Origin of the sequence: Paraglaciecola sp. T6c (genome assembly GCF_000014225.1) — a bacterium.
GTDB classification, from domain to species: Bacteria; Pseudomonadota; Gammaproteobacteria; order Enterobacterales; family Alteromonadaceae; genus Paraglaciecola; species Paraglaciecola atlantica_A.
Genome location: NC_008228.1, coordinates 2,450,621 through 2,472,377 on the forward strand (window position 1 = coordinate 2,450,621; position 21,757 = coordinate 2,472,377).

Sequence of the window (21,757 nt, forward strand, 5' to 3'; positions counted from 1 at the left end):
TCATTTTAACGAGGCAATAAAAAAGCGCGTTATATAAACGCGCAATTTAGAGGCACAGGATTAGTTCACCAGAATGAAATTAGAAATTGCTGGTATCTTGGAACAAACCTACTTTTAGATCTTTCGCTTGATAGATAACGCGTCCATCTACAGACACTTCACCATCACCGATACCCATAAATAATTTACGTTTAATGACACGCTTCATATCGATTTTATAGGTTACTTTCTTAGCGGTTGGCAGAATTTGACCAGAGAACTTTACTTCACCCACACCTAGCGCACGGCCTTTGCCCGGTCCGCCACACCAACCTAAAAAGAAACCAACTAATTGCCACATAGCGTCCAGGCCTAGACATCCAGGCATAACAGGATCGCCGGGGAAGTGACAGTCAAAGAACCATAGATCTGGCGTAATATCTAATTCAGCAATAATGACCCCTTTTCCGTGCTCTCCGTCTTCTTCAGATATTTTGACGATACGATCCATCATTAACATATTAGGGGCGGGTAGTTGGCTATTGCCTGGGCCAAATAACTCACCTCGACTACAGGCCAATAATTCTTCTTTTGTAAAACTGTCTTGGTTGATTGTCATAGTATTCCGAGTTTAATATTTGAAAGGACGTAATTTAGCGAACAGTTGTACGCTAAACAACTCTGAACAGTGAATTATTTTACATCTTTGTCATAGTAAAGGATGATAACCACGAAATTATCCTCCTTTTAATAGTGAAAAATGACACCCAAATGAAAAACCCTAAAATGGTTGCCAACGCAGAAAAGCAACGCAGATTCAGAGAAAGACAGAAAGAACAGGGAAAACAGCAAGTTCGCGGCTACGTTTCCCCCCAAGGCATGGAAAGCTATAAAGAATTATCTGCTAAGACTGGATGGTCTGATAGTGAGCTGTTATCCAATGCGTTACGCATAACCTATGCAGCCTACAAGTGTGGGCAAATAAAGCTCTTAAATGAGTGGCTCAAAGATAACGATAAGTAATCCCGCTATACCGTGTAAATAACCTCTGTAAGAATTCTCGTTTTGCTGCTCGAGTCTGCTTTAGGTGCCTTTTACTTATTTTTATTCCTGGAGTGTGGCTCGCCGGTCAAACGAGCAAAGAATTGTGGTGTAAGAAATCAAATAGATAAGCATTTTAGTGATTGGCCCGTCATGATTAGAGACTCAATGCCAAGAGTGCTCTGATTATGGAGCACACTTTTGTACGCTGTTCGTATACCACTGCCAGTAAATAATTAACCACTGGAACATTATTTATTGGCATTAATATTAGGTGTGTTAAAGACAACACTTTTTATATTTCTTACCACTGCCACACAAACATAGATCGTTGCGTTGTGGCTTATATAAACCACCATCTTCGAACAAGGTACCATTGTCGTAGCGCCACAGATTGTTTTCCCGATAGAAAGTCGAGCGTTCGTGCAATTTATATTTCGTATCGTTTACTTGATAGTAGGCGACAAATTCAACTTGCCCGCTGAGATCATCTTTACGGGTCTGCGTGTTCAGCACATCAAGTCGTAACCACTGCGTTTCATTTCCGCCTCGCTGCAGGTCTTCAAGTGTCAACGATTCACGCTGATTGACAGTGTAAGTATCTAATACGTATTGGTAGTTGCTGGTTGCGTATGCACTGTAACGCGAACGCATGAGTTGTTCAGGTGTATCAGGAGAGCTCAAACCTTGTAGGTAAGGTTTGCAGCACTGCTCATAGCGAAGACCGCTATGACAAAAACACAGATGTAAATTCATTAATCTAAATTATCAGCCTCTAGTGAGCTGATCCCTCTAACGCGTTATTTTCAATATGAGCTGATCATACACGGTTAGAGACTAAAAATAGCCCATGACCTTAACTTATAAAAATTCTAGCCAGCACAAGCGAATCACTATAGGTGTATCGGCTTGCAAGATTATCTTGCTCCAATCGTTACCCAGTTACACGAAACAACAAACGAGCTCAGCTATTCAGCCAAGGTCCTCTTACAACGTCGCCGTGGGCATGGGTCATGACGTTTACTAGATTAACATTGTGTAGAACACAAAGCTGGCTAAGGCGAGCCTGACTCATCTCATCTAGCACTACATGCTCAACGAATATATTGGCACATTGGCCGCAAGTAATTAATTTTTCTAGCCACATGACTAATTGCTCAGGGCTAGGCATGTTGAGTTTAATGCAATGCTCATCCGCTTGCTTGAATGCAATTTTATCTGCAATAAGATAAGACCACTTCGCCTTATCTGCACTATTGTGTATGGCTTGTAACCGTTGCTGATTGAAAACCGAAACGCTATCGAAGTGACTGGATTTAGAGACTGATATTGCGTGTACGCTCGCCATGTGTTTATGCCTGTTTGTTTATACAGTGGTTGAGGTAACAATAGTACTGTATAAAAATACATGCAAGTTATTTCTTTCTAATTTGGTTGCTTTTTATTCGCTTTTTAAACCACCGCTTAAGCTTATCTTGTCTATAGGCCAGTAAAAAAGCGGTCAATACCATATAAATTGTAGGCTCTAATATGGCTGACTTAACGGACCATAAAAAATGTATCGATACTAGAATCGCTGCTAAATACACCCAGTTATGCAGACCTTGCCAGTGTTTACCTAATCTTCGCTGTGCTTTTTTAGTGGATGTGAGCGCTAACGCTAGCAGAATAAGCCAACCAGCAAAGCCTAGGGTGATGTATGGGCGCTTCACTATTTCACTTACCAGTAGGGGCCAGTCAAGTTGTAAGTCGAACAACACGTAACTAGCGATATGGGCTAGCGCATAAGTGAAGCTGTATAACCCCAGAAGTCTACGAACATGCATTAATGGACCTTGTTTTAAAAAACGCGCTAAAGGGGTCACTAGCAATGAAAGCAGCAGTAATTTAAATGCACCTAAGCCAGTAAAATGCAGTAATGCGCTGACAGGATCCCCCCCTAATTCATCATTAAAGGCATGAAAAAAGGTTAATAATAATGGAACGAGCGCGCTCGAATGAATAATCAACTTTAACCAGGGCAGGTGTGCAGGTTTAAGTTTAAAAAAATGTAGTTGCGCCATTAAAAATGCTTTCTTAGATCCATGCCTTGATATAAAGCAGCGACTTCTTCGTAGCCATTAAACATCTTAGTATCAATTCTATTTCTGGAGAATAAACCAGCACCGCTAATGCGTCTCTCGCTGGCTTGGCTCCAACGGGGATGATCAACATTAGGGTTAACATTTGCGTAAAAGCCGTACTCGTTAGCTGCTAACCGGTTCCAGCTTGTAGGCGGGCGCTTATCCGTTAGACGGATCCGGGTAATAGATTTAATACTTTTGAAGCCGTATTTCCATGGCACGACTAATCTAATTGGCGCGCCATTTTGGGCTGGCAGTGTTTTGCCGTAAAGACCTACCGAGAGTATGGTGAGGGGGTGCATCGCTTCGTCTATCCGTAAACCTTCAATATAGGGGTAGTCTATTCCTCCTCCAGCAAAACGACTCCTTTGGCCAGGCATTTGTTCAGGATCGTATAAGGTCTCAAATGCGACGTATTTTGCTGAGCTCAAGGGTTTGGCTTTTTTTATCAAAGAAGCCAGAGAGAAACCAACCCAAGGCACGACCATTGACCATGCTTCTACGCAGCGTAAACGGTATATCCGTTCTTCTAACGGAAAACGCTTAAATAAATCATCATAATCTAACGTAAAGGGCGTTTCGGCCAACCCTTCGATACTCAGTCGCCAAGGATTAACCTTAAACTGCTGCGCATTTTCCACGGGGTCAGACTTACTGGTACCAAATTCGTAAAAATTATTGTGAGAAATGATTTTTTCTTCAGGCGTTAACGTGGTACTGGTTTTTTTAGGGGAGGCCGAAAAGCTAAGTTTTTCAGTTTTGAACGTTTCAGCATCGTCACCACCGAAAAAGCTCGCACGAGCGGGTGTGCTGGTAAGCAGCGCTGAAGCGCCCATAAAGCCCATAGATTTAATAATGTCGCGTCTTTGGTTGTATACGCTTTCGTCTGTTATCTGGTTTTCACGGATAACACTTGCTTTCGGGGTTTTGATTAACATATCGGCCTTAATTCAACATAAACCATACTGATTACTACTTAAGACAATGAATTAAGACCAAAAATTTCAATTGTTTTTATCTAGGTGTTAAATTCCAATACTATCCGCACTCGCCCCGCTCTTAGGAATAAACAAGTTGGCATAGAGTCGAGAGGCAAATTCATCTGTCATACCGGCTATATAATCGCTGATTATGCGCATGCCGTTATTGCGACTGTGTGCTTTCAACCAGCGCTGACGTGTGTTCTCCGGTAGCAATCGTTCGGGATCTGAGGCGAACGCTTCAAATAAACCCATCACTACTTGTTGACCTTTATATTCAAGCATCTGTATCTCAGGTTTACGTATCACTTGCCTGTACACGAATTGTTTAAAAATAGCCAAAGCTTGCTCGTATTCAGTTAAAAAAACCGCGTTATACTTTAACAGGTCATTTTGATAGGCAGGGTCGGTGAGGGTGATATCAATGTGCGTGATGAAACTATTGACCAATGCACCGATAGCGTCTTTACGTTCATGGTGGTGTTGGCTGAACAGTTTTTTGGCTAGCATTGAAATATGTCCCGCCAACCAAGTGTCACTTAATGCCTCAATTGGCTCTACGATCTGGGCTTCAAATTGCTGTAAATTAACAATACCCATGACTATGGCATCTTCTAAATCATGAATGCCATAAGCGATATCATCGGCGAGCTCCATAATCGAGCAATCGAAGGATTTATATTTGGTTTTATGATGTCTCTGTTCAGATGGGCTGCTGAGTATCTGGCCGAACAAAGACTGATCCTCTTGTGAAAGCGGCGCCACCAACCAATCGAACATATTTTTATCACACTCATATAATCCCTTGGGTGGCACCCAGTCTGCTGCTTTTACATTACGATGTGACCGTTCTCGCTCAGTTCTCTCAATGTCTGAAGGTGTGATATTAGCCAATGCGGGAATAAAATTAGGGTACTTAACCAGCCCAAGCAATGTTCGCCGACTTAGGTTCATCCCATTTTCAGGCGTGTAGGGCTCAAGTTGTGTCACTATTCGAAATGTTTGGCCATTGCCTTCAAAACCGCCGTGATCACGCATCATGTAATGCAAAGCAACTTCACCACCGTGACCAAAAGGAGGATGTCCGATGTCATGTGCCAAGCACAGCGCTTCAATCAACGTATCGTTTAACCCTAAGGTTTCGGTTAACTCTGGGTGTTTCTGGCGAAGTTGCGCTGCTATTCCTTGGCCAATTTGTGACGCTTCTAACGAATGAGTGAGGCGAGTACGGTAAAAATCGCTCATGCCTACACCCAATACCTGTGTTTTTGCTTGAAGACGCCTAAATGCGGCGGAGTGAAGAATTCGGGCTTTGTCGCGTTGAAAAGGTGAACGGTGATCACCGTCGCGTAGAACATGCTGCGAAAAATGGCGGGCTGACCACATCGTGTTTAGTTGCGTTATTTCTTGCGTTACATTTTGGGTAGTGTGTTGCGCCTTTCGCTGCATCTCGCTGTTCACCTTATCAATTATGGAGTAACACTTATTCCTTTACCGGTCGCTGCCCAATATAACCCACCATATATGTGCTGTAAAAACGCATTATCTTGATAGGTAATGGGTTTGTGCCCCAAGGCGGTATAAAAAGCACGTCCACCAGCATACTCGTGGTACCAGGCAATAGGATGAAGTGCGCCCATACCCTTGCCAATGTTATCTCCCCACTTAGCTTCGGGATTAAATGTTCTCTCATCCACCGTAAGTAAGTACGTTAAATCATTAACTGTTGCGGGGCCAAACTCGTACCATTCATCCGTCCATAACACCGAGTTCGGAAAATATTCGAGCCCGGGAAAGTTTCTTGTTTCGACGTTAAGTTGGGCGCTTTGAATTTCTGGATGGATCTTAAATACGTGGCCCACAAGTTTAGTGTACCAAGGCCAATCTTTTTCGGTATCAGTTGCACTGTGGATCCCCACAAACCCCTTTCCTGATGCAATGAAGCGTTGTAGTGCTGCTTCTTGTTGGGTATTTAAAATGTCACCGGTGGTGAGAAGAAAAACGATCGCATCGTATTTCTGAAGATTTTCATCATGAATTAAGCTTGCATCTTCTTGCCAATCAACCCCAAAGTGATGCTTTTCTCCTAATTGCTCTATGGCTTGAACCGCACCATTAATCGATTTGTGATGCCAGCCAGCTGTTGTAGTAAATAGCAGTACGTTAAATTGGTTTGAATAAGCGAGCGAGGAGTAGGTAATAACAATGCTGGCGGCAAATAAGTGGGTTACGGTTTTAATCAATATTTTACAGAGACGACGCATACATACTGTCCATTTCTTAAAGTGACCAAACATATTAATCGCCAATGTTTGTTAGGGTATTCAGTTAATTGGTTTTCGGCCTCTGTTATTTGTTTTTTTCAGGTTTGATTCACTTATCGAGCGACGTTTAGCTAACGCGTCGCTTATATGGCCATTCTTGGTTTACAACTCATGCTCTTCTTGGGTGATTTCATCCAAACTCAAACTAAAGCTTGGCACATAAGCTCGCATAAAATAGTCCACCTCTTCTGAGTGGTAATCTTTTAGAATTTTGTCTAAGCGTTTTTTAGCCAATACAAATTCTTGGTTACCGGCTGAAAGTTCTTCTAGTGTTTTTAGATACGCACAGATTACATCGGCGGCTTTAATGATGAATGCTTCGCTTTCGTCTTGACCCTCATGCTGAACAAGCGCTGCATAATCTTCTTTAAAGTCTGCAGGTGCCATATCAATCAATTTTTGCTCAGCAATTTTTTCAATCTTCTTGTATTCAGTTTGAATGGCCGGATTGTAATACTTTACCGGGGTAGGTAAGTCCGACCTATTTCGAATTGCATATTTGTCACTTGAGTAGGGGGGAGGGTGTGTTTCCAGCAAAATAAGACCTTTAGTTAATCTTGATTAGTTAATTATCTTAAATAATGTAAACAGTGTCACGAATATGCCAGCTGTAAACAAATGTCACAGCAAGAAAGTGCTAGTGTAAACAAGTGTCACTTCTAATCCAGCTCGCGGAATTGGATGAGAGAGTCAATGCAAGCTGGCCTGAGTATGAACAGGATTTAAAAAAATAACCATTACAGTCCCTTTGAGCCTACTATCAAACGATCACCTATCAGATTCCGATCTGTTTTTAAGTTGTTTCAATCCATGTTTTGGATCCAAGCCTAACGCTTCGCAGTACTGCACATATTCATAAATAAAAAGTTTTCGCTGTCCCTTTTCTATTTTACTGACTGTTTGGAAAGGCTCGTCCAATAGTAAGCCTAACTCACGCACAGTCATGCCCTTCTTAATACGCTCATTTTTAAGCCAAGAAAGCAATCGGGTGTAACTTTGGTCATTTGTGGACTTTTTCATCTTGTCCCTATTATGACGACATGGTACGATGTCCCGAAATTAGGGACGAGTGGATTGGAAATTTGAAGTATTGTGTCAGATTTTAGCTGGCCTATTTCAAAATGATAATGAGATTAGAATTCGTATGCCTAGTGAATAGAAGAAGTTAGCTGCCCTATTTGAAATACTTGTCTATCAGCAAAATATGATAATGAATATCTAGAATTTACTTTACCTTTAGAAGAGATTGGGGGACTTGGGAGTCTATTGACCGCGAGGGCACTAATACTATTGAGAAAAGACATTAAATTAGAATCTAAACTATAAACATGAGGTATTTTTCATGAGCAATGAAGATAGAAATAAGAATAGCCAATATACAATGTTTAAAACATTAGACGATAACGGTCTGCATTCAGCGCATATTACTATCTCAAACCCAGCAGATTTGGCCATAAGAGTTGACACATCTAACTCAGGCGAAACCACTTCTCAATTGACAATTGAAATCGCAGGTGAGGACTTTGATAAATTAACGAAAAATTGGATTGAGATGAGGTCGAAGGAAGAGCGGGGTTGAAGCATACACCGATAGCGATTTACGTTATAGATGTTGTGGCATTATGGGTGACTCTGCCGCAAGCCAAGGATATTGCTTTCTAATCCAAGATGAAGAGAGGGGAATAAATATCTCGGCCGCAGGCGACCGATTTTCAAGAACTGTTTAGCTTAAGCAACACCGCTAAGTGAAATAGTATTAATAAATTTTAAAGCATCATAAATATTCACCCGCGCTACAGCAACTTTCGCTGTGCAGCTAAGTTCCAATATTTTCGGGTTCGTACTATTTGGCGGCGGGCTTATGACTGTCAGCCTATGTTTTAATTTTAAAACTATTTGTTATTCGTCGTTTACCGCAGTTTCTACTAATTGTACTTTTAAATTAAATTGATCATATAGTCGTTTAGATGAAGATGAGCATACCTTTGCTACTTTTTTACACCAGTCTATATAAGCTAACTTCCGTTCAAGCGACCACTGGCTAGGGATAGAAGATACGTTAGATATTACGTCAGCTAATTTGATTGATTGCGCTGCTTTACTCCCTATGGCAATCTGATTTAATAACGCTATTTTTTTATTATCAGAATTGTTCGCTGAGTTGCACGTCAGCTCTTGTACTATTTTTGAAACTTCGCTCCCAAATAGGTATTTTAGACCAATACTAGTAACCTCAGTGTCTTCTAAAATGTCATGCAAAGCTGCGGCTATCATAGTATTTTCATCGCTACTTGATTCATAACGCTGGATGAGTTGCACCACTTCAATCAAGTGGTTTACATATGGCTCGCCGGTACTCTTACGTTTTTGGTTCGCATGATGTAGTGAGGCAAATTTAATCGCAGATTGTAGAGACCAGGAGTGCTTATATCCGTATAATTTAGCGCTGAATACACAGCGAATTGAAGTCTCATAGGCTTTCATCTCATCTGTAGTTGTATGCTCAATAGGGAGTGTCGATAAAACAACAGCATGTAGCTCACTACCTTTAAGATTGCTATTTGAAATTAAGCATTGATATTCGTCTGGTAACTCATATACGTCAAAATTCCCTAGGCCAGCATAGAATCCGTATAAATATTTCTTGCGCTCTGGACTGTAATAAAGAGATTTAGTTGCTATCCAGTTGCTGATATTTTTTAACGCTACCTTAAGACTTGTATCGTACCCCATGATTTCTCCCGTCTAGCTTTCTATTAATACGCTGAATCCAAATCAAGCAGCCAAGACTGATGTATGAATAGGAGAATTAGCAATGTGAGTTCATATCATCATTATTACCGTTGCTTAGTCGAATCTTAATTCATGAAAAATAAGCGGTCAATGAAAAAATAAACGTAACCAATTGAATTTAATGGGCTTTTAAAATAAATGATTGACAAAATATCAAAGAATATCTCTTCACTAAACCATTTAGCTGCTGGTAACTATTAACAAATGTAAATCAATTACCTGAAACAGCTCATCAAGCTTAATAGTCCTAATTGTTTCATTCATAGTAATGTCCTTTTTTAAACTTACCGATATTTTTGAATTTTAGAGGATGCCGTTTCTAGCTTTTAAATAAGGCTATTAAAGAAACCTTCGTCTTTACCAAGTGTGTAGTCTAGTTGACCATTTTGTAATGCCAGAATAAGGGAAGCTTGTCTGACGTAATGCATGTACGTTGTCTTTATGTCGTTATGCCCAAGCTGAAGCCTTAATTGCTCCTCAACAGCTGCATCATAATGTAGATTGTTGATTTGGTTTAAGGTTAAGTGCCTGATGATAAAGTTAGTTGCATACCAATCTCGTGCGCTATGAAAAGACCATGGAAATGCGTCAAAGTTTTGTTTAGCTAGGTATGTTTGATCAGCTATATTTTTTGCTGTAACTGGCTCTCCATTCTTTTTTAAGAAAAAGTGAGCGTTACTATTTTCACCTGGAAATTGCTTTTTAAACAGTTTTTTACGTTCGTAAAACAGTGGAAGGTACGAATTGCATATCGTTTTCCAAGCTGCCATATTAACTTGAAGGGTTCGTACTTTGTTGCCTTTTTCCTTTACTGTAAAATTAAACGTTTTTGCTGTTTCGCCGTTTTTCAGTTCATTTTTTATTTCTGGGTAAGGTCGTATGTGGCTATTTACGCCTACACCGATGAAAGGCATTGAAACACACCCTTGTTCGCGCAATCCTGTTGCCAAAGCAAGCATCAATAGCGCAGAATAAACTGGATCTTTGTATTCCGTCATCAAAGCGCTAATATCATCATCTGACATTATTAACGTTTTCTTACTACTTGGTGCGTTTCTAGTTGTTTTTCCACCCAAATCGATATTGGCGTGGTCGGGGGATGTCCCACTTATCATGCTCTTTATCTGAACAATTTTACTCTCATGTTTAAAATTGTATTTCCATTCTTTACTAGTATTGTTGATTATTACAGGGAAGTCGGAGTCACTTGCCCAACAGTAAAAGTGATAAACAATCTTTGCCGATTCTAAAATAGTCTTGTCTGATGGTTTTTTTAAACCTTCTAAATCTCGTTGAGAAACCAGTCTCCCTTGCCATTTTCTTATGTCCTCCATCTTCGCTGTGCGCCAAATGTTGTAATCTATGCAATCTTGGCTTTTTTGAGTTATTAAGTAATCTATAAAGCGTTTTATGGCTGATGAGTATCGTTCGCTAGTTTTTAGGCTTCGACTGGCATGTAACTTTAAATAGATGTTAACTGGGCTCAATAAGGTTTTATTGTCAGTTTCAGCAAGAAGTATATGGTGAGAATAAGTTTTATTTTCATACTGATATTCTATGAGTTCTCGCTTTATATTCATGATTATTTAATTGCCAACAAAGCACTATTTAAAGAAAAATAAGAAACAGATTCAAATCCATCATCAAGTGAGGGGTGGCATATTTTATCGTAAAGATTTTTTAAAAACTCATCATTGAACACATTCGGTCCATATGTTGTTCGACAGAAAAATCTGGCACGAGCTAAGTCAATACTTTGTGCTACCACAGCATGTATTGCTGTAACGGGCAGACTATCAGTAAGATTTTTATAATACTTAGGAAGGAAAAGGTTACTTTCGATTATAACAATAGTCTTTGCTTTAATATGCATCGGTACTTCGGTATGACTACAACTTAGGAAAGGTTGGAGAAATAAAACAGCATCTGGTGGTGATGAAATACATGCGTCAATTGCTTTATCAAGATTTTCTTTTTCAGCTGATATGAATAGCTTTAATACTTCTTTTTCTGTCAGCGTGTTGCTAATAGAGTCATATTTAGCTTTAAAGTGGCTTTTAACCTTCGACAAAACGCCACCTGATAATTGTTGCTTCTGATCATTTAAGTTTGCTCTCAATGTGGCGAGTTCATTAAGCTGCCTTCTATTTAAGGTTTTTAACTCGTCATTTTGTGTTTGCAATTTGTTTAATGAATGGTCCGTTTCTTGTGCCGAGAAAGTTTTTAAATCCTTTACCATTAACATAGTTAAGATGCTTTCTTTTTGTTTGTTTAACTCCAATTCATGCCGTACTTTAAATTTCTCAATATCGCCCTCAAGCCTTCTAACTTTTTCCTTCCAGGTTTCTTCCAAAGGTAAACTTTTCAATTCAACATCTTGTTCACCACTGATGTAAACATGAAGGTGTTTATAGTCCCTTGATAATAGCGTGCGACTAATTCCTGCTTGCTCAGCAACGCTTTTCTTTGTCAGTACTTTAAGACCCGTTTTTTCACGTAGAATCTTTATAGCGTTTTTGATTTTTTCTTCTGTTGCATTAGACCCCGGTTTATCGAGTAGTTTCTTAAAGTTCTTATATAAATACGCTCTTGATACGCCAAAACACTCTGCAAGTGCTTTAACTGTATAGTTATCCGAGGCTTTTAGTTGAGCGATAGCTTCAATAACACTTTCATTGTCAATGTCGACTTTATTAGCCATCAATATACTTTTCACTAACTGGATTGCTTAGACTTTTTCCAAGGCGATCAAGGAGCTGCTGATGTTCAATGACTTGATTTTTATAATAAGACACGACACGCTTATCTGCATCTACAGGTAAGTATTTTTGTTTTTGCTCATAGTATGAAATTTGTGAATTAATGTTAGCCATAGACTCGTCATTGTGTAGAACATGTGAACATTTTTTATAATCACAAAATTCAATTTGTGGTAGTTTCGCATCGCTTCGTTTCATACATGGAGGTACGACCTCAGATTCACCAGCTTTTATACAAAACGCACCAATAGGTAATCGTGAAATAAACATAGGTACGCCCGCTTGTATTGCTTCGTGAATAAAGCTTTCTACGTCAACTGCCAAAACTTGCCCCCTGTAATTTTGTTCCTCCATTCTTTGTTTAATTTGACTGAATAGATTGCCTGCTGCTTTACCATCAGAAATTGACTGAAAAGCATCATTGAGATCTTCTGTATAGTTGTGTTCAATCAGTTCCATTACACTACCCACAAGCAGTTCATTTCTTAATATATAACGTAAAGTCATGCCGAAAGATTTATGACCGAAAAGTTGACGAATCAATTCAATATTATGTTCGCTTCTTGATATAAGTAGCCAAGCTAGTGTTTTACGTAGCTGATGTGAGTGACCGTCAGTGCCCGTTACGTCAGAAATATATTTTCTAATATCCTTGCTTACAGTTTGTATTTTAATCTTCTCATATTGTTTGTGTGTTAAAATATCAGCAACTAACAAGTAATCACTAGTCATCTGTTGTCTATTTGCTTTAAACAGTCTGATTAGAACATTGACGGCATCGCATACAATTTGTGGCACAGGTATTTCATCTGGCTCACCTGCTCCAGAGGCATCATCAGATGTTTTAAAACGTGTAATTGCTAGATACCAATCGCCATTCTTTTTGAATGCAGGGGTAGACTTTAATTCAGCTATTTCCCGCCGCCTCATGCCTGTAAATAAGGCAATCAAAACAATACAAGCTCTTTTTAAATTAATAACTTCGGGTCTTACTTCTGAAATATTAATTGTTGTTCTTAGTTGCCAACCACAAATGTATCCGCCGCTCTTTACTTTTTTGGTTTCTGGAGTGAAGTTGAAAAGCTTCGTTTCGGTATCTAGCATCGGTACCTTCATGTCGCGTAAAGTTTTGAATAACTCTTTCGATTTACCATCACTTCTAATTTGCCCACGGTATTTACGGTTTGCAGTTCCGACTAAAGGCCTGTTACGGATTAACTCTTGGCACTCAATAATAGTGTCTGCAAAGTCATACAAATAGCGACATCCATCTTTATAAATTAGCTCTATGACTTCGGGTGCCAATGGTTGCCAAGTGTCACTCTGATTTTCAATCAACGAGTTACATTTTGAGCGAATATCTTTTGTCAGTATATTGTCAATATTTACATCCAAACCGTATTCTTTGGGAAGTAGCTTTCGTCTTGTAAAATCAGACCAATCTTGAAGTGCATTAACGAAAAACCGATATCTTTGGGTGCTTCCTGACACTCCAAGCTCAAGTCGCTGCATAATGATATTTAGATGGTCTTTTAATTGCTTTTCAGTAACGGAAGAAAGCATTTTTGCTGACAAAAGTTGATTCGGCCAAATAAAATCTTGAATAAAATTTATAATTGATAGAAACCTACTGTGTGTGGTGTTCCAGCTTGAAATATTTAGATTTACTTTCTTGGGACAACAGTAGTAAGTTATCATTTTAGCAAATCGATATAGTTCCGAATGATCGGTTAAAGAACAACTTTCTAGCTTCACTCGACCAAAGTCCAACAACAAGTGCTCGGATTGTGCCCACTGTATATGCCACTTGAGATCATTGAACATCACTCCGTCCACAACCAAAAAATTTTTACTAAAATCATGTATTCTAAAATTAACTAATTTCATTAAAACGACTCACTTATAATTGGTGGAAGTAGGAAGTCGTTTAGAATTGTCCTTTCCTCTGCTTCTTCTATATCCTCAGGATAAGGCCAACTATCGATTACTTCTTTCGCAGCAAGGTATTCGTCCATAAACACAGATTCAAATGCGTTCGCTCTTAATTTTCTTTTTTGTTGATCTAAATAAAGATATCGGTCAACAACGAATGGAATGTTGTCACTGAACACTATTGAACGAGAGCAAAGTAAACATTTGTTGAACCTACGACATACGCCATTTGTTCCTAGTTCTAACTCAAACCCTGGCCAGTCGGGGCTTCGGTTATCCTTACATACAGCCAAGGGAGACTCACCTGAGTGATCAGTGAATATGGTAATAATCTTATCTTTAATCTTCTTCTTTTGTTTAAGCGGAGCTAAAGTGCCTTTGAATGAGCCATCATCAATGGACTCCTGTATTCCTTTTAGTTCAATTGCCAGCTTATCTTTTCTAACTTGTTGGAAAGGAGCCGAGTCTTTATAAAATTCATCTGTTATAGCAGATGATGAATGGCCAAATAATGCAACTTGAAGTAATAGCGGTAAGTTTTGATTTTTTTCTCGTAAATACAAGCAAGTAGGGCGTAGCTGTCGGACGTCAAAACAAAAACCTAATTGTGATTCCATGAACCGCTTTCTGGTATTGGTCGTTTTCATGGCAACTCTATCAGGATGGCGAGCTAGAATTGGTGTGCCGGAACTTTCATTGTAATAAATGAAGAATGGTTCAGTGTTAATTTCTATGACTAAATTATCATAATTACGACCTGTCCGAAGTCGCGAAGATCTTTCAACAAAAAGTCGAATTAAATTATATGCACTAAAGGGGTTTGTTTTTGAACTGGGATGGATAAATTGTTTTGCCTCCTTTATATCATTGTTGCCATTGACCCCTTTTTGTTTAGTAGTTTTAATGAATGCAAAATCTGAGTCTATAGGAATTGGACAGTAAAGATAATCGTTATAATTTATACGTTCTACCATGTCCTGACTCCAGCCGGTTTCAAGACATATCGCCCATGTAATAATGTAAACTTCAAAAATTCTAGGATAGATCAAGCCAAATATGTCTATAAAGTTCAAATCAGATGCATCTGCCAAGAATGGAACAGAATTTTTTAACCTTTGTACTCCAAGTCGCTTGAATATCAGCTTGTAAGGAGTGTCAAGTAAGTCATAATCGACGCGTCTGATGACAGCGTATTCACCACCATCTTTGAATTGTTCTTCTGATGCATCATTAGGGAATTTAGGGTTCTCTAGATAAATTTGATATACACAGTCATTCAATGTTTTTTGCCACTTCCAGAATGAAGGTGGTGATTTATTGATATGTGTTTTTTTAAACGTTTCACCTGTTTCTTGGATCGGCTGACCATCCCTTAGTGCCTCTTTACACGTCGTCTCTCTTTGATAAATAGTTTCGATTTCTCGCTTTAGATAAGATTCTAACTTTTCTAACTTCTCCTCATCTAATGGTTCGAAGTGGCTTGGAGATGGCTTTGGTGGGCAACTGAAATAGCGAGGATGTATTTTGAATTCGAATCCTTCATTGTGTTCTGAAGTCATTAGTCTACGAACAGCTGTCATGCAGTTGTATATTGCTGTCAACGGTTTGAAGGTTTGTAAATAAGCATGAAATTGCAAAAACTCAAAATCACCAAAATAATGCAAAGGCATATCTGATATTGATGTATAAAAGCAGTACTCATCAAAAGTAGCTAAATACTCTCGATCAGACTTGCGTAATGATCGCTCAATTGCTTTTGATATAAATTGTCTCAACGTAATCATAGTTAACACCTATTACCTTTTATTATCATCCATCTTTCGTTCTTCTTTTATGTCCGTTTGTATCTGTTCATTTATCATTCCCCCGAACTACATTCTTTTAGTTTTAGCATGAAAGTTAATCTTATTGAAGTCTTTTGGTAAATTGTGTTTGAGTTGTTTGTTAATAGTGGTTTTGCTAACAATATAGTATATAAAACAAAGTGTTGCGTTTTTCATTATAATGGCTTTATTGGGGTTAAAGAGGGGGTTTCCGGTTCAATTTTTTTACTATTTCTATAAGTGGTTGGTTGTTTTTTTATTGATTGCGCTATAGTTCTTATAATTAATTTTTTTGGTAATAATGTAGTATATAAAACAATGTGTTGTGTTTTTATTATGATAATTTTGTTGCTGAATGAACGGACGGTTTAATGAAAGAATTTTACCCAGAGATAGAGAGGCTAGCTAATTGTTACTAGATGCGTTTTAATTGATAGTGTTTTAAACATGGCAAAAAGCCCAAACAGTAATGGTCTAATTAATCAAAACACATTATAGAAGGTCAGGTTAGATTAATAGGATTTAGTCAAATCTGACAGTCGCATTTGTGCCAATAGCGGTCGTTCAGTTTAGTAAATTTAAATGACTGCTGTGTACGTAAAGCGGACATAAATACTACAACAAATCTACGGTAGTTTTGAGCGATCAACGGACATTCAAACGATCTGGGTCGTCTGGCCACTATGTCCGAAGTAGCGGATGCATCTTTTCATTGTCTATTGTCAGCTGCGAGCGAATTGAGGGTCATCAATTTGTCATTTATGACGATCGGCTGTGTTACGAAAATAGACAAACGTAAAACTACAAGACTTGTTGATGTAAGTGTCACTCTTCAAGTAACTGCAATACCCCACATTCTTTAACTTTTCTATTATCGGTGCATGCCGAAGCCATCTCAGATAGTGTAAGTTTTAGCTCCTCAAGCTCTGCAATGCGATGAGTGACGTCAATCATATGTTGGTGGATCAAATTGTTCACACTAGAACAACTTTTATCGGGATTATTTTTTGTATCCAATAACTGCTTAATTTCAATTATAGTCAATCCTAAGGAACGGCACTGTTTAATGAATTGCAATGTCCTTAACGATGAGGCGTCGTAAATTCTGTAGTTGCCGTCACTGCGATTGCAAGCTTCCAACAAATCCTGTTTTTCATAAAAGCGGATCGTCTGGATAGTACACCCACTCTTTTTTGATAGTTCACCTATTTTCATAAACATGCCTTTGTGCTGTTGACTCTATACTTAGTATAGACTTTACACTGTGGCTACGGTATTTGGAATAAGAGTTAAACAATGAGTGGTTGCGGTTGCGAAGTAGAAATCAAGAATTCGTCACAAAAGCGCATTTTGTATTGGCTCCTAGGCATCAATGCGACGATGTTTCTTATTGAGATAACTATAGGTATTTTGGCTGATTCCACCGCTTTGATAGCAGACTCGCTGGACATGCTGGCAGATGCAATTGTGTACGGCATAGGTATTTATGCTGTGGGTCAATCTATACTTTACAAAGCCAAAGCTGCGCAAATCAGTGGTTACTTTCAGCTGTTGCTGGGCGTGATCATTCTCATTGATATTACCAGAAGATTATTCTTGGGCAGTGAGCCTATCTCATTATTAATGATAGGAATGGGGTTCATTGCACTCATTGCAAACGTCGCTTGCTTGGTGATTATTCGTAATCATAAAAACGACGAAGTACATATGCGAGCCAGCTGGATTTTTTCAGCTAACGATGTCATTGCCAACATGGGTGTCATCATCGCCGGTGTTCTAGTGGTATGGCTTGATAGCAGAGTACCGGATCTGGTTATCGGCTGTATAGTGTCAATAGTCGTGCTACGCGGAGCGTGGATGATCCTGAAAGACGCCAAGCAGGAAGCACTTAATAACGAAGTACAGAAAGGTAAAGCGGGTGATCCACTATGACATACAATAAAGCCGTTAAGCCGCATATTGATTCCAAATTAACCGATTACTTAGATGCAATGTCTAACAATAATGAGAGGCAGGCATTTGCAGCGCTGGAGGATGCGCATGTAATTGGTCAGCACTCTACTTATTATCATTGTTTAATCCATTATAAAATGCTGCGACATGGTTTTCTAAACAAAGATTGGAGAGCCGTTTTTGGACAAGTTATAAGAATAATTGGTGCTGCAACCAAAACCGCTATCGGCCTTGTACCCAAAGGGAACACAGGTGGCACTAATATCAGTCCATTCAAACGACTACCGGTAAGTACTAAAAATCAAGCGATATTGGAAAAAATCAATCATGCATAATCATAACCACAGTCACAGTAATAACAGCGCTTCAAAACGCATTGGCTGGGCATTTTTCTTGAATGTCGTATTCACTATCATTGAATTTATAGGCGGATGGCTGACAAACAGCACGGCCATAATGGCTGACGCAGTACATGATTTGGGCGATAGTTTATCTATTGGCACTGCATGGGGTTTGAACAAGCTAAGCGATAAAGACGCGAATACCACATTTTCATATGGTTATAAACGATTCTCGCTGTTAGGCGCTTTGATCAACGGAGTTGTTTTAACTATAGGCTCAATATGGATTTTATTCGAGGCCATACCTAGGCTTTCAGCACCTGAAATGCCGCAAGTGGAAGGTATGCTATTGCTTTCGATATTTGGTATCGCGGTAAATGGTTTTGCCGCGTATAAACTTAGCGAAGGGAACTCCTTAAACGAGCGTATCTTAAACTGGCACTTACTTGAAGATGTATTGGGTTGGGTGGCAGTACTGATCGTATCGATTGTGCTGATGTTCAAGCCATGGGCAATTTTGGATCCCATTTTATCTATTGGCTTTACATTATTCATTTTATTCAATGTCGTCAGAAATCTAAAAGAAACCTTATTGTTATTTTTGCAAGGCACGCCAGATACGACGCAGATGGTAAAAGTGCGTAAAGTGCTCATGTCAAACGCTGATGTGGCGGATATACATCATTTTCATATCTGGTCTTTGGACGGTGAACATAGCGTCATGACGGCACATGTGGTGTTGAAACAAGATGTTTCGATTTCTCAATTGAGAACACTCAAAGACGAATTTCGTCACGACCTTGGTGAGTTTGACTTTGTGCACACTACCATTGAAATTGAATTTGCCAATGAAGATTGCCGTGATAAATAATGTAATGGTTGAAATACTTTGTTTTGGTTGGTCGATTGGTCTTAGTTCGATAAGCTGTTAACATAAACATGATGAGAGAAGATAGATATGTTTAGTGTAAGGGTGGCGAGTTACCTGTTGATTTCGCTGATTTTGTTTCAGTCGTTTTCGGCTGTCGCCAATTCCTTGGATTTTCATTCTATCGACTCGCAACATCTAAGCGAAATACACGAACATCAGGCGGGAGATAACACTGTTTCTGCGAAAACGCTTGTTCAACAGCAATCTAACGAACAATCCAATGCTGATAAAATCACCGTAGATATTTCTCATAATCCCGCTGATTGCCACCACTGTGGTCATTGTCACGGAACCCATGCTCACTGGCTTGGAAACAGCAATGGCATCGAACTCGAATCTGTTACCACCCATCACGGTTTCTATTACTTAACGAAAATAATAGAAGGACCCGTCACACAATTGTTACGCCCACCTAAAGCATAACCCTGAACTAATCAAACACCGTTCGCCAACAACTTGGCGATATATATTTTTGATAATTTAGGAATAAAACAATGATGAAATTTTCATTGAGTAGTCCTGTGCGTGTGCACGCTTGGGTGGTTTCCATGATGATTGTCCTTTTGACAACACACACCGTGGTAGTAGCACAAACAAACAGTACCACCAATCGAGAAATGACGTTGCAAAGCGCCATACAGCGTACATTAACTAATTCGCCAGAATTGCATGAGTTCACATATAGGCAACAAGCAGTTGAGGGGGAAATTAAAACGGCGTCTCTCAAACCTGAGGTTACAGCCGGTATTGAACTAGAAAACTTCTTAGGTACAGGAGATGTCTCAGGAACTAAGGACACCGAGATGACTCTCACATTGTCGTCGGTCATTGAATTGGGCAATAAACTCAACTCACGTAAGGAGTTTACTAAGGCGCAATCCACCTTAGTCGAAGCACAAAAACAAGTGCAAACCTTGGATGTTTTAGCTGAAGTGACACGTCGCTACATCGATGTCTTAGCGCAACAAGCGCTAATTGACGCGCAACAAGAGACAGAAACTCTTGCCCGATATACCTACCAAGCGGTCACAAAGCGTGTGGATGCGGGAGCATCTCCAGTATTTGAACAGCAACGTGCTGAAGCTGCACTGGCAAGAGCTAGACTGGATGTGGTGACGGCACAGCAGACTAAGCAAGCTATGATAAAAAGTCTGGCTATTATGTGGGGGGAAAAAAATCCTACTTTTACTGGTGTTGAGGGTGACTTATTTACACTGCAATCATCTCCTTCATTAACCTCGCTTTTCAACACACTATTGGACAGTCCCAATCTTGAGGTCTATACGAAAGAATCGAGATTGCAGGCATCTCAAGTCCGCCTTACTCAAGCAGCTAATCAATCAGATTTAAGCTGGACAGCAGGAATAAGACGTATTAATGGGATTGATGATACCGCTTTCGTAGCAGGTGTCAGCATGCCGTTGTTTGCGGGAAATCGAAATATTGGTGAGTATGAAAAGCAACGGGCTGTTCAAGGGCAATTGGAACAACAAAAACAGTCTGCAACCCAAAACCTTTACCATCAACTAAATATGGCGCTAGTAGCGAGAAATAATGCGCTGCTCAATGTACAGACACTACAAGACTCGATTATCCCGCCGTTAGTTCAAGCGCTGGAATTGGTAGAGCAAGCCTATATCAATGGGCGTTTTAGTTATTTTGAGTGGGTCAGTACCCGTCAAGAACTACTTAATGCCAAGCAAGCCTTAATTCAGTCTGCCAAACAAGCACATCAGCGGGGGGCGGATATTGAATCACTCACTGCGCAACCGCTTGCTGATGCAAATGTCACATCTTCTTCGAGTAAAAATCAATGAATAACAAAACATTAATCAAGACACAAAACACCCTGCGAACTTTCATAACATGCAGTGTGTTCATATTGCTTATAAGTCGTCCAATATACGCATCAGAAGGCGAACATGGGGGGGAAGATTACCATGGTGCTGAATTTGTACTCATCTCTGACAGTATGGCGAAAAAAATGGGAGTAATGACTCACAGTGTCATCGCGGGACAACTCAATATCACCACAACCGTTTACGGAAATGTGGTGACCGACCCGGCTTCACTGAGTCATATCCGTGCTCGGTTCGACGGCATGGTGACTAAGGTTAACGTAAATTTAGGTAACAAAGTTGAAAAAGGCCAGACACTGGCAATCGTTGAATCCAACGAAAGCTTGAAAAGCTACCCCGTTACAGCTCCGTTTTCAGGTAGCGTGATTGCTAGGCATGCGAATGAGGGGGAGTTATCTAATGGACAAGTGTTATTTTCAATTGCCAACTACGAGGATGTGTGGGCGCAGCTTAAGATTTTCCCACAACAACTCTCAGAGATAGCTGACCAACAAAGCGTTCAGCTTAGTTTGTCAGAGGCAAAGTTAAACACAACTATTCAGCATATTTTACCATCACCCGATGAAAAGCCTTACGTCTTGGCTTACGCAAAAATTGCCAACACGTCAGGTAGGTGGCCTGTTGGTGCGGCTATCAAAGGTCTGGTCGTTACAAATACTTTAGATGTGGCCATGATGGTACCTAAGGCTGCTATTCAAGAATTTGAAGGGACATCTGTAGTATTTGTTAAAGAAGGTGAGGAATACCATCCCGTTCCCGTTATGCTTGGTCAACAAGATAGTAACAATATCGAAGTGTTATCAGGCCTGCATATTGCAGATGTCATTGTCAGCCAGAATAGTTATCTATTTAAAGCCGATTTAGAAAAGTCGGAGGCTGGTCATGATCATTAATCACGCAAGACTATCTGTCTGGTCTA

At 39.7% G+C, this 21,757-nt stretch carries 22 protein-coding genes and 1 pseudogene; 8 read left to right on the plus strand and 15 right to left on the minus strand.

What is annotated here, in order from left to right:
- Positions 1-79 precede the first annotated feature (79 nt).
- On the minus strand, positions 80-598 hold the full coding sequence (gene fabA / locus PATL_RS10255; protein ID WP_006993975.1) for a 3-hydroxyacyl-[acyl-carrier-protein] dehydratase FabA: 519 nt from the start codon (positions 596-598) through the stop codon (positions 80-82).
- A gap of 152 nt (positions 599-750) precedes the next feature.
- Between fabA and PATL_RS10260 the strand changes: the two genes are divergently transcribed.
- Complete coding sequence (locus tag PATL_RS10260) at positions 751-1,002, plus strand: hypothetical protein (protein WP_033187345.1); 252 nt, start codon at positions 751-753, stop codon at positions 1,000-1,002.
- A 297-nt stretch (positions 1,003-1,299) separates the two neighbouring features.
- Here PATL_RS10260 and PATL_RS10265 read toward each other — a convergent pair whose 3' ends face one another.
- The 8 genes and pseudogenes from PATL_RS10265 to PATL_RS10300 all read right to left on the minus strand — a co-directional run bounded on the left by PATL_RS10265 (position 1,300) and on the right by PATL_RS10300 (position 7,467).
- The gene (locus PATL_RS10265; protein ID WP_011574821.1) at positions 1,300-1,776 is read right to left on the minus strand and encodes a YchJ family protein; all 477 of its coding nucleotides are present in this window, start codon (positions 1,774-1,776) and stop codon (positions 1,300-1,302) included.
- Between the two features lie 208 nt (positions 1,777-1,984).
- Positions 1,985-2,368: a hypothetical protein gene (locus PATL_RS10270; protein WP_011574822.1), complete on the minus strand. Its 384-nt coding sequence runs from the start codon at positions 2,366-2,368 to the stop codon at positions 1,985-1,987.
- A 67-nt stretch (positions 2,369-2,435) separates the two neighbouring features.
- Positions 2,436-3,083, minus strand: coding sequence for a protein-methionine-sulfoxide reductase heme-binding subunit MsrQ (gene msrQ, locus PATL_RS10275; RefSeq protein ID WP_011574823.1), 648 nt, complete (start codon positions 3,081-3,083; stop codon positions 2,436-2,438).
- Positions 3,083-4,081 (minus strand): protein-methionine-sulfoxide reductase catalytic subunit MsrP, encoded by a 999-nt coding sequence (gene msrP / locus PATL_RS10280; RefSeq protein ID WP_011574824.1) that lies wholly within the window; start codon positions 4,079-4,081, stop codon positions 3,083-3,085. The genes msrQ and msrP overlap by 1 nt, the downstream gene beginning before the upstream one ends.
- 87 nt (positions 4,082-4,168) lie before the next feature.
- Positions 4,169-5,509: an anti-phage deoxyguanosine triphosphatase gene (locus PATL_RS10285; RefSeq protein ID WP_041714388.1), complete on the minus strand. Its 1,341-nt coding sequence runs from the start codon at positions 5,507-5,509 to the stop codon at positions 4,169-4,171.
- 83 nt (positions 5,510-5,592) lie between these two features.
- Entirely contained in the window at positions 5,593-6,387 is a 795-nt protein-coding gene (locus PATL_RS10290; protein ID WP_041713675.1) for a ThuA domain-containing protein, read from the minus strand.
- Positions 6,388-6,549: 162 nt separating this feature from the next.
- Positions 6,550-6,924: pseudogene (yfbR, locus tag PATL_RS10295) on the minus strand (5'-deoxynucleotidase); the annotation flags it as partial.
- A gap of 291 nt (positions 6,925-7,215) precedes the next feature.
- Positions 7,216-7,467, minus strand: a complete 252-nt coding sequence (locus tag PATL_RS10300) for a helix-turn-helix domain-containing protein (RefSeq protein ID WP_011574828.1) — start codon at positions 7,465-7,467, stop codon at positions 7,216-7,218.
- A 322-nt stretch (positions 7,468-7,789) separates the two neighbouring features.
- Between PATL_RS10300 and PATL_RS10305 the strand changes: the two genes are divergently transcribed.
- Positions 7,790-8,026 (plus strand): hypothetical protein, encoded by a 237-nt coding sequence (locus tag PATL_RS10305; RefSeq protein ID WP_041713677.1) that lies wholly within the window; start codon positions 7,790-7,792, stop codon positions 8,024-8,026.
- Positions 8,027-8,346: 320 nt separating this feature from the next.
- Here the strand turns inward: PATL_RS10305 and PATL_RS10310 are convergent, their stop codons facing one another.
- The 6 genes from PATL_RS10310 to PATL_RS10335 all read right to left on the minus strand — a co-directional run bounded on the left by PATL_RS10310 (position 8,347) and on the right by PATL_RS10335 (position 16,969).
- The gene (locus PATL_RS10310; RefSeq protein ID WP_011574829.1) at positions 8,347-9,180 is read right to left on the minus strand and encodes an HD domain-containing protein; all 834 of its coding nucleotides are present in this window, start codon (positions 9,178-9,180) and stop codon (positions 8,347-8,349) included.
- 386 nt (positions 9,181-9,566) lie between these two features.
- On the minus strand, positions 9,567-10,820 hold the full coding sequence (locus PATL_RS10315; protein WP_011574830.1) for a site-specific integrase: 1,254 nt from the start codon (positions 10,818-10,820) through the stop codon (positions 9,567-9,569).
- Positions 10,821-10,822: 2 nt separating this feature from the next.
- The gene (locus PATL_RS10320; protein WP_011574831.1) at positions 10,823-11,941 is read right to left on the minus strand and encodes a hypothetical protein; all 1,119 of its coding nucleotides are present in this window, start codon (positions 11,939-11,941) and stop codon (positions 10,823-10,825) included.
- The gene (locus tag PATL_RS10325; RefSeq protein ID WP_011574832.1) at positions 11,934-13,886 is read right to left on the minus strand and encodes a site-specific integrase; all 1,953 of its coding nucleotides are present in this window, start codon (positions 13,884-13,886) and stop codon (positions 11,934-11,936) included. The genes PATL_RS10320 and PATL_RS10325 overlap by 8 nt, the downstream gene beginning before the upstream one ends.
- Positions 13,886-15,715, minus strand: a complete 1,830-nt coding sequence (locus tag PATL_RS10330; RefSeq protein ID WP_011574833.1) for a hypothetical protein — start codon at positions 15,713-15,715, stop codon at positions 13,886-13,888. Before PATL_RS10330 ends, PATL_RS10325 begins: the two co-directional genes overlap by 1 nt.
- An 864-nt stretch (positions 15,716-16,579) precedes the next feature.
- Positions 16,580-16,969, minus strand: a complete 390-nt coding sequence (locus PATL_RS10335; RefSeq protein WP_011574834.1) for a Cd(II)/Pb(II)-responsive transcriptional regulator — start codon at positions 16,967-16,969, stop codon at positions 16,580-16,582.
- Between the two features lie 81 nt (positions 16,970-17,050).
- Between PATL_RS10335 and PATL_RS10340 the strand changes: the two genes are divergently transcribed.
- The 6 genes from PATL_RS10340 (at position 17,051) to PATL_RS10365 (ending at position 21,731) form a co-directional block, all read left to right on the plus strand.
- On the plus strand, positions 17,051-17,686 hold the full coding sequence (locus PATL_RS10340) for a cation transporter (protein ID WP_011574835.1): 636 nt from the start codon (positions 17,051-17,053) through the stop codon (positions 17,684-17,686).
- Entirely contained in the window at positions 17,683-18,042 is a 360-nt protein-coding gene (locus tag PATL_RS10345) for a DUF3703 domain-containing protein (RefSeq protein ID WP_011574836.1), read from the plus strand. Before PATL_RS10340 ends, PATL_RS10345 begins: the two co-directional genes overlap by 4 nt.
- Positions 18,035-18,919 carry a cation diffusion facilitator family transporter gene (locus PATL_RS10350; RefSeq protein WP_006992258.1) on the plus strand — a complete coding sequence of 295 codons (885 nt, stop codon included), beginning with the start codon at positions 18,035-18,037 and terminating at the stop codon, positions 18,917-18,919. Before PATL_RS10345 ends, PATL_RS10350 begins: the two co-directional genes overlap by 8 nt.
- Positions 18,920-19,006: 87 nt before the next feature.
- Complete coding sequence (locus PATL_RS22455; RefSeq protein ID WP_011574837.1) at positions 19,007-19,402, plus strand: hypothetical protein; 396 nt, start codon at positions 19,007-19,009, stop codon at positions 19,400-19,402.
- Positions 19,403-19,473: 71 nt separating this feature from the next.
- Positions 19,474-20,796, plus strand: coding sequence for a TolC family protein (locus PATL_RS10360; protein WP_232283315.1), 1,323 nt, complete (start codon positions 19,474-19,476; stop codon positions 20,794-20,796).
- Positions 20,793-21,731, plus strand: a complete 939-nt coding sequence (locus PATL_RS10365) for an efflux RND transporter periplasmic adaptor subunit (RefSeq protein ID WP_011574839.1) — start codon at positions 20,793-20,795, stop codon at positions 21,729-21,731. The genes PATL_RS10360 and PATL_RS10365 overlap by 4 nt, the downstream gene beginning before the upstream one ends.
- The last annotated feature ends 26 nt before the right edge of the window (positions 21,732-21,757 follow it).

Bases quoted from the DNA above. Each gene is read 5' to 3' on its own strand.
- PATL_RS10345 (WP_011574836.1), top strand. From the start codon at position 17,683: ATGACATACAATAAAGCCGTTAAGCCGCATATTGATTCCAAATTAACC.
- msrQ (WP_011574823.1), bottom strand. From the start codon at position 3,083: ATGGCGCAACTACATTTTTTTAAACTTAAACCTGCACACCTGCCCTGG.
- PATL_RS10365 (WP_011574839.1), top strand. From the start codon at position 20,793: ATGAATAACAAAACATTAATCAAGACACAAAACACCCTGCGAACTTTC.
- PATL_RS10320 (WP_011574831.1), bottom strand. From the start codon at position 11,941: ATGGCTAATAAAGTCGACATTGACAATGAAAGTGTTATTGAAGCTATC.
- PATL_RS10335 (WP_011574834.1), bottom strand. From the start codon at position 16,969: ATGAAAATAGGTGAACTATCAAAAAAGAGTGGGTGTACTATCCAGACG.
- PATL_RS10300 (WP_011574828.1), bottom strand. From the start codon at position 7,467: ATGAAAAAGTCCACAAATGACCAAAGTTACACCCGATTGCTTTCTTGG.
- msrP (WP_011574824.1), bottom strand. From the start codon at position 4,081: ATGTTAATCAAAACCCCGAAAGCAAGTGTTATCCGTGAAAACCAGATA.
- PATL_RS10260 (WP_033187345.1), top strand. From the start codon at position 751: ATGAAAAACCCTAAAATGGTTGCCAACGCAGAAAAGCAACGCAGATTC.
- PATL_RS10325 (WP_011574832.1), bottom strand. From the start codon at position 13,886: ATGAAATTAGTTAATTTTAGAATACATGATTTTAGTAAAAATTTTTTG.
- PATL_RS10350 (WP_006992258.1), top strand. From the start codon at position 18,035: ATGCATAATCATAACCACAGTCACAGTAATAACAGCGCTTCAAAACGC.
- PATL_RS22455 (WP_011574837.1), top strand. From the start codon at position 19,007: ATGTTTAGTGTAAGGGTGGCGAGTTACCTGTTGATTTCGCTGATTTTG.
- PATL_RS10270 (WP_011574822.1), bottom strand. From the start codon at position 2,368: ATGGCGAGCGTACACGCAATATCAGTCTCTAAATCCAGTCACTTCGAT.
- PATL_RS10265 (WP_011574821.1), bottom strand. From the start codon at position 1,776: ATGAATTTACATCTGTGTTTTTGTCATAGCGGTCTTCGCTATGAGCAG.
- PATL_RS10310 (WP_011574829.1), bottom strand. From the start codon at position 9,180: ATGGGGTACGATACAAGTCTTAAGGTAGCGTTAAAAAATATCAGCAAC.
- PATL_RS10285 (WP_041714388.1), bottom strand. From the start codon at position 5,509: ATGTGGTCAGCCCGCCATTTTTCGCAGCATGTTCTACGCGACGGTGAT.
- fabA (WP_006993975.1), bottom strand. From the start codon at position 598: ATGACAATCAACCAAGACAGTTTTACAAAAGAAGAATTATTGGCCTGT.
- PATL_RS10330 (WP_011574833.1), bottom strand. From the start codon at position 15,715: ATGATTACGTTGAGACAATTTATATCAAAAGCAATTGAGCGATCATTA.
- PATL_RS10305 (WP_041713677.1), top strand. From the start codon at position 7,790: ATGAGCAATGAAGATAGAAATAAGAATAGCCAATATACAATGTTTAAA.
- PATL_RS10290 (WP_041713675.1), bottom strand. From the start codon at position 6,387: ATGCGTCGTCTCTGTAAAATATTGATTAAAACCGTAACCCACTTATTT.
- PATL_RS10360 (WP_232283315.1), top strand. From the start codon at position 19,474: ATGATGAAATTTTCATTGAGTAGTCCTGTGCGTGTGCACGCTTGGGTG.
- PATL_RS10340 (WP_011574835.1), top strand. From the start codon at position 17,051: ATGAGTGGTTGCGGTTGCGAAGTAGAAATCAAGAATTCGTCACAAAAG.
- PATL_RS10315 (WP_011574830.1), bottom strand. From the start codon at position 10,820: ATGAATATAAAGCGAGAACTCATAGAATATCAGTATGAAAATAAAACT.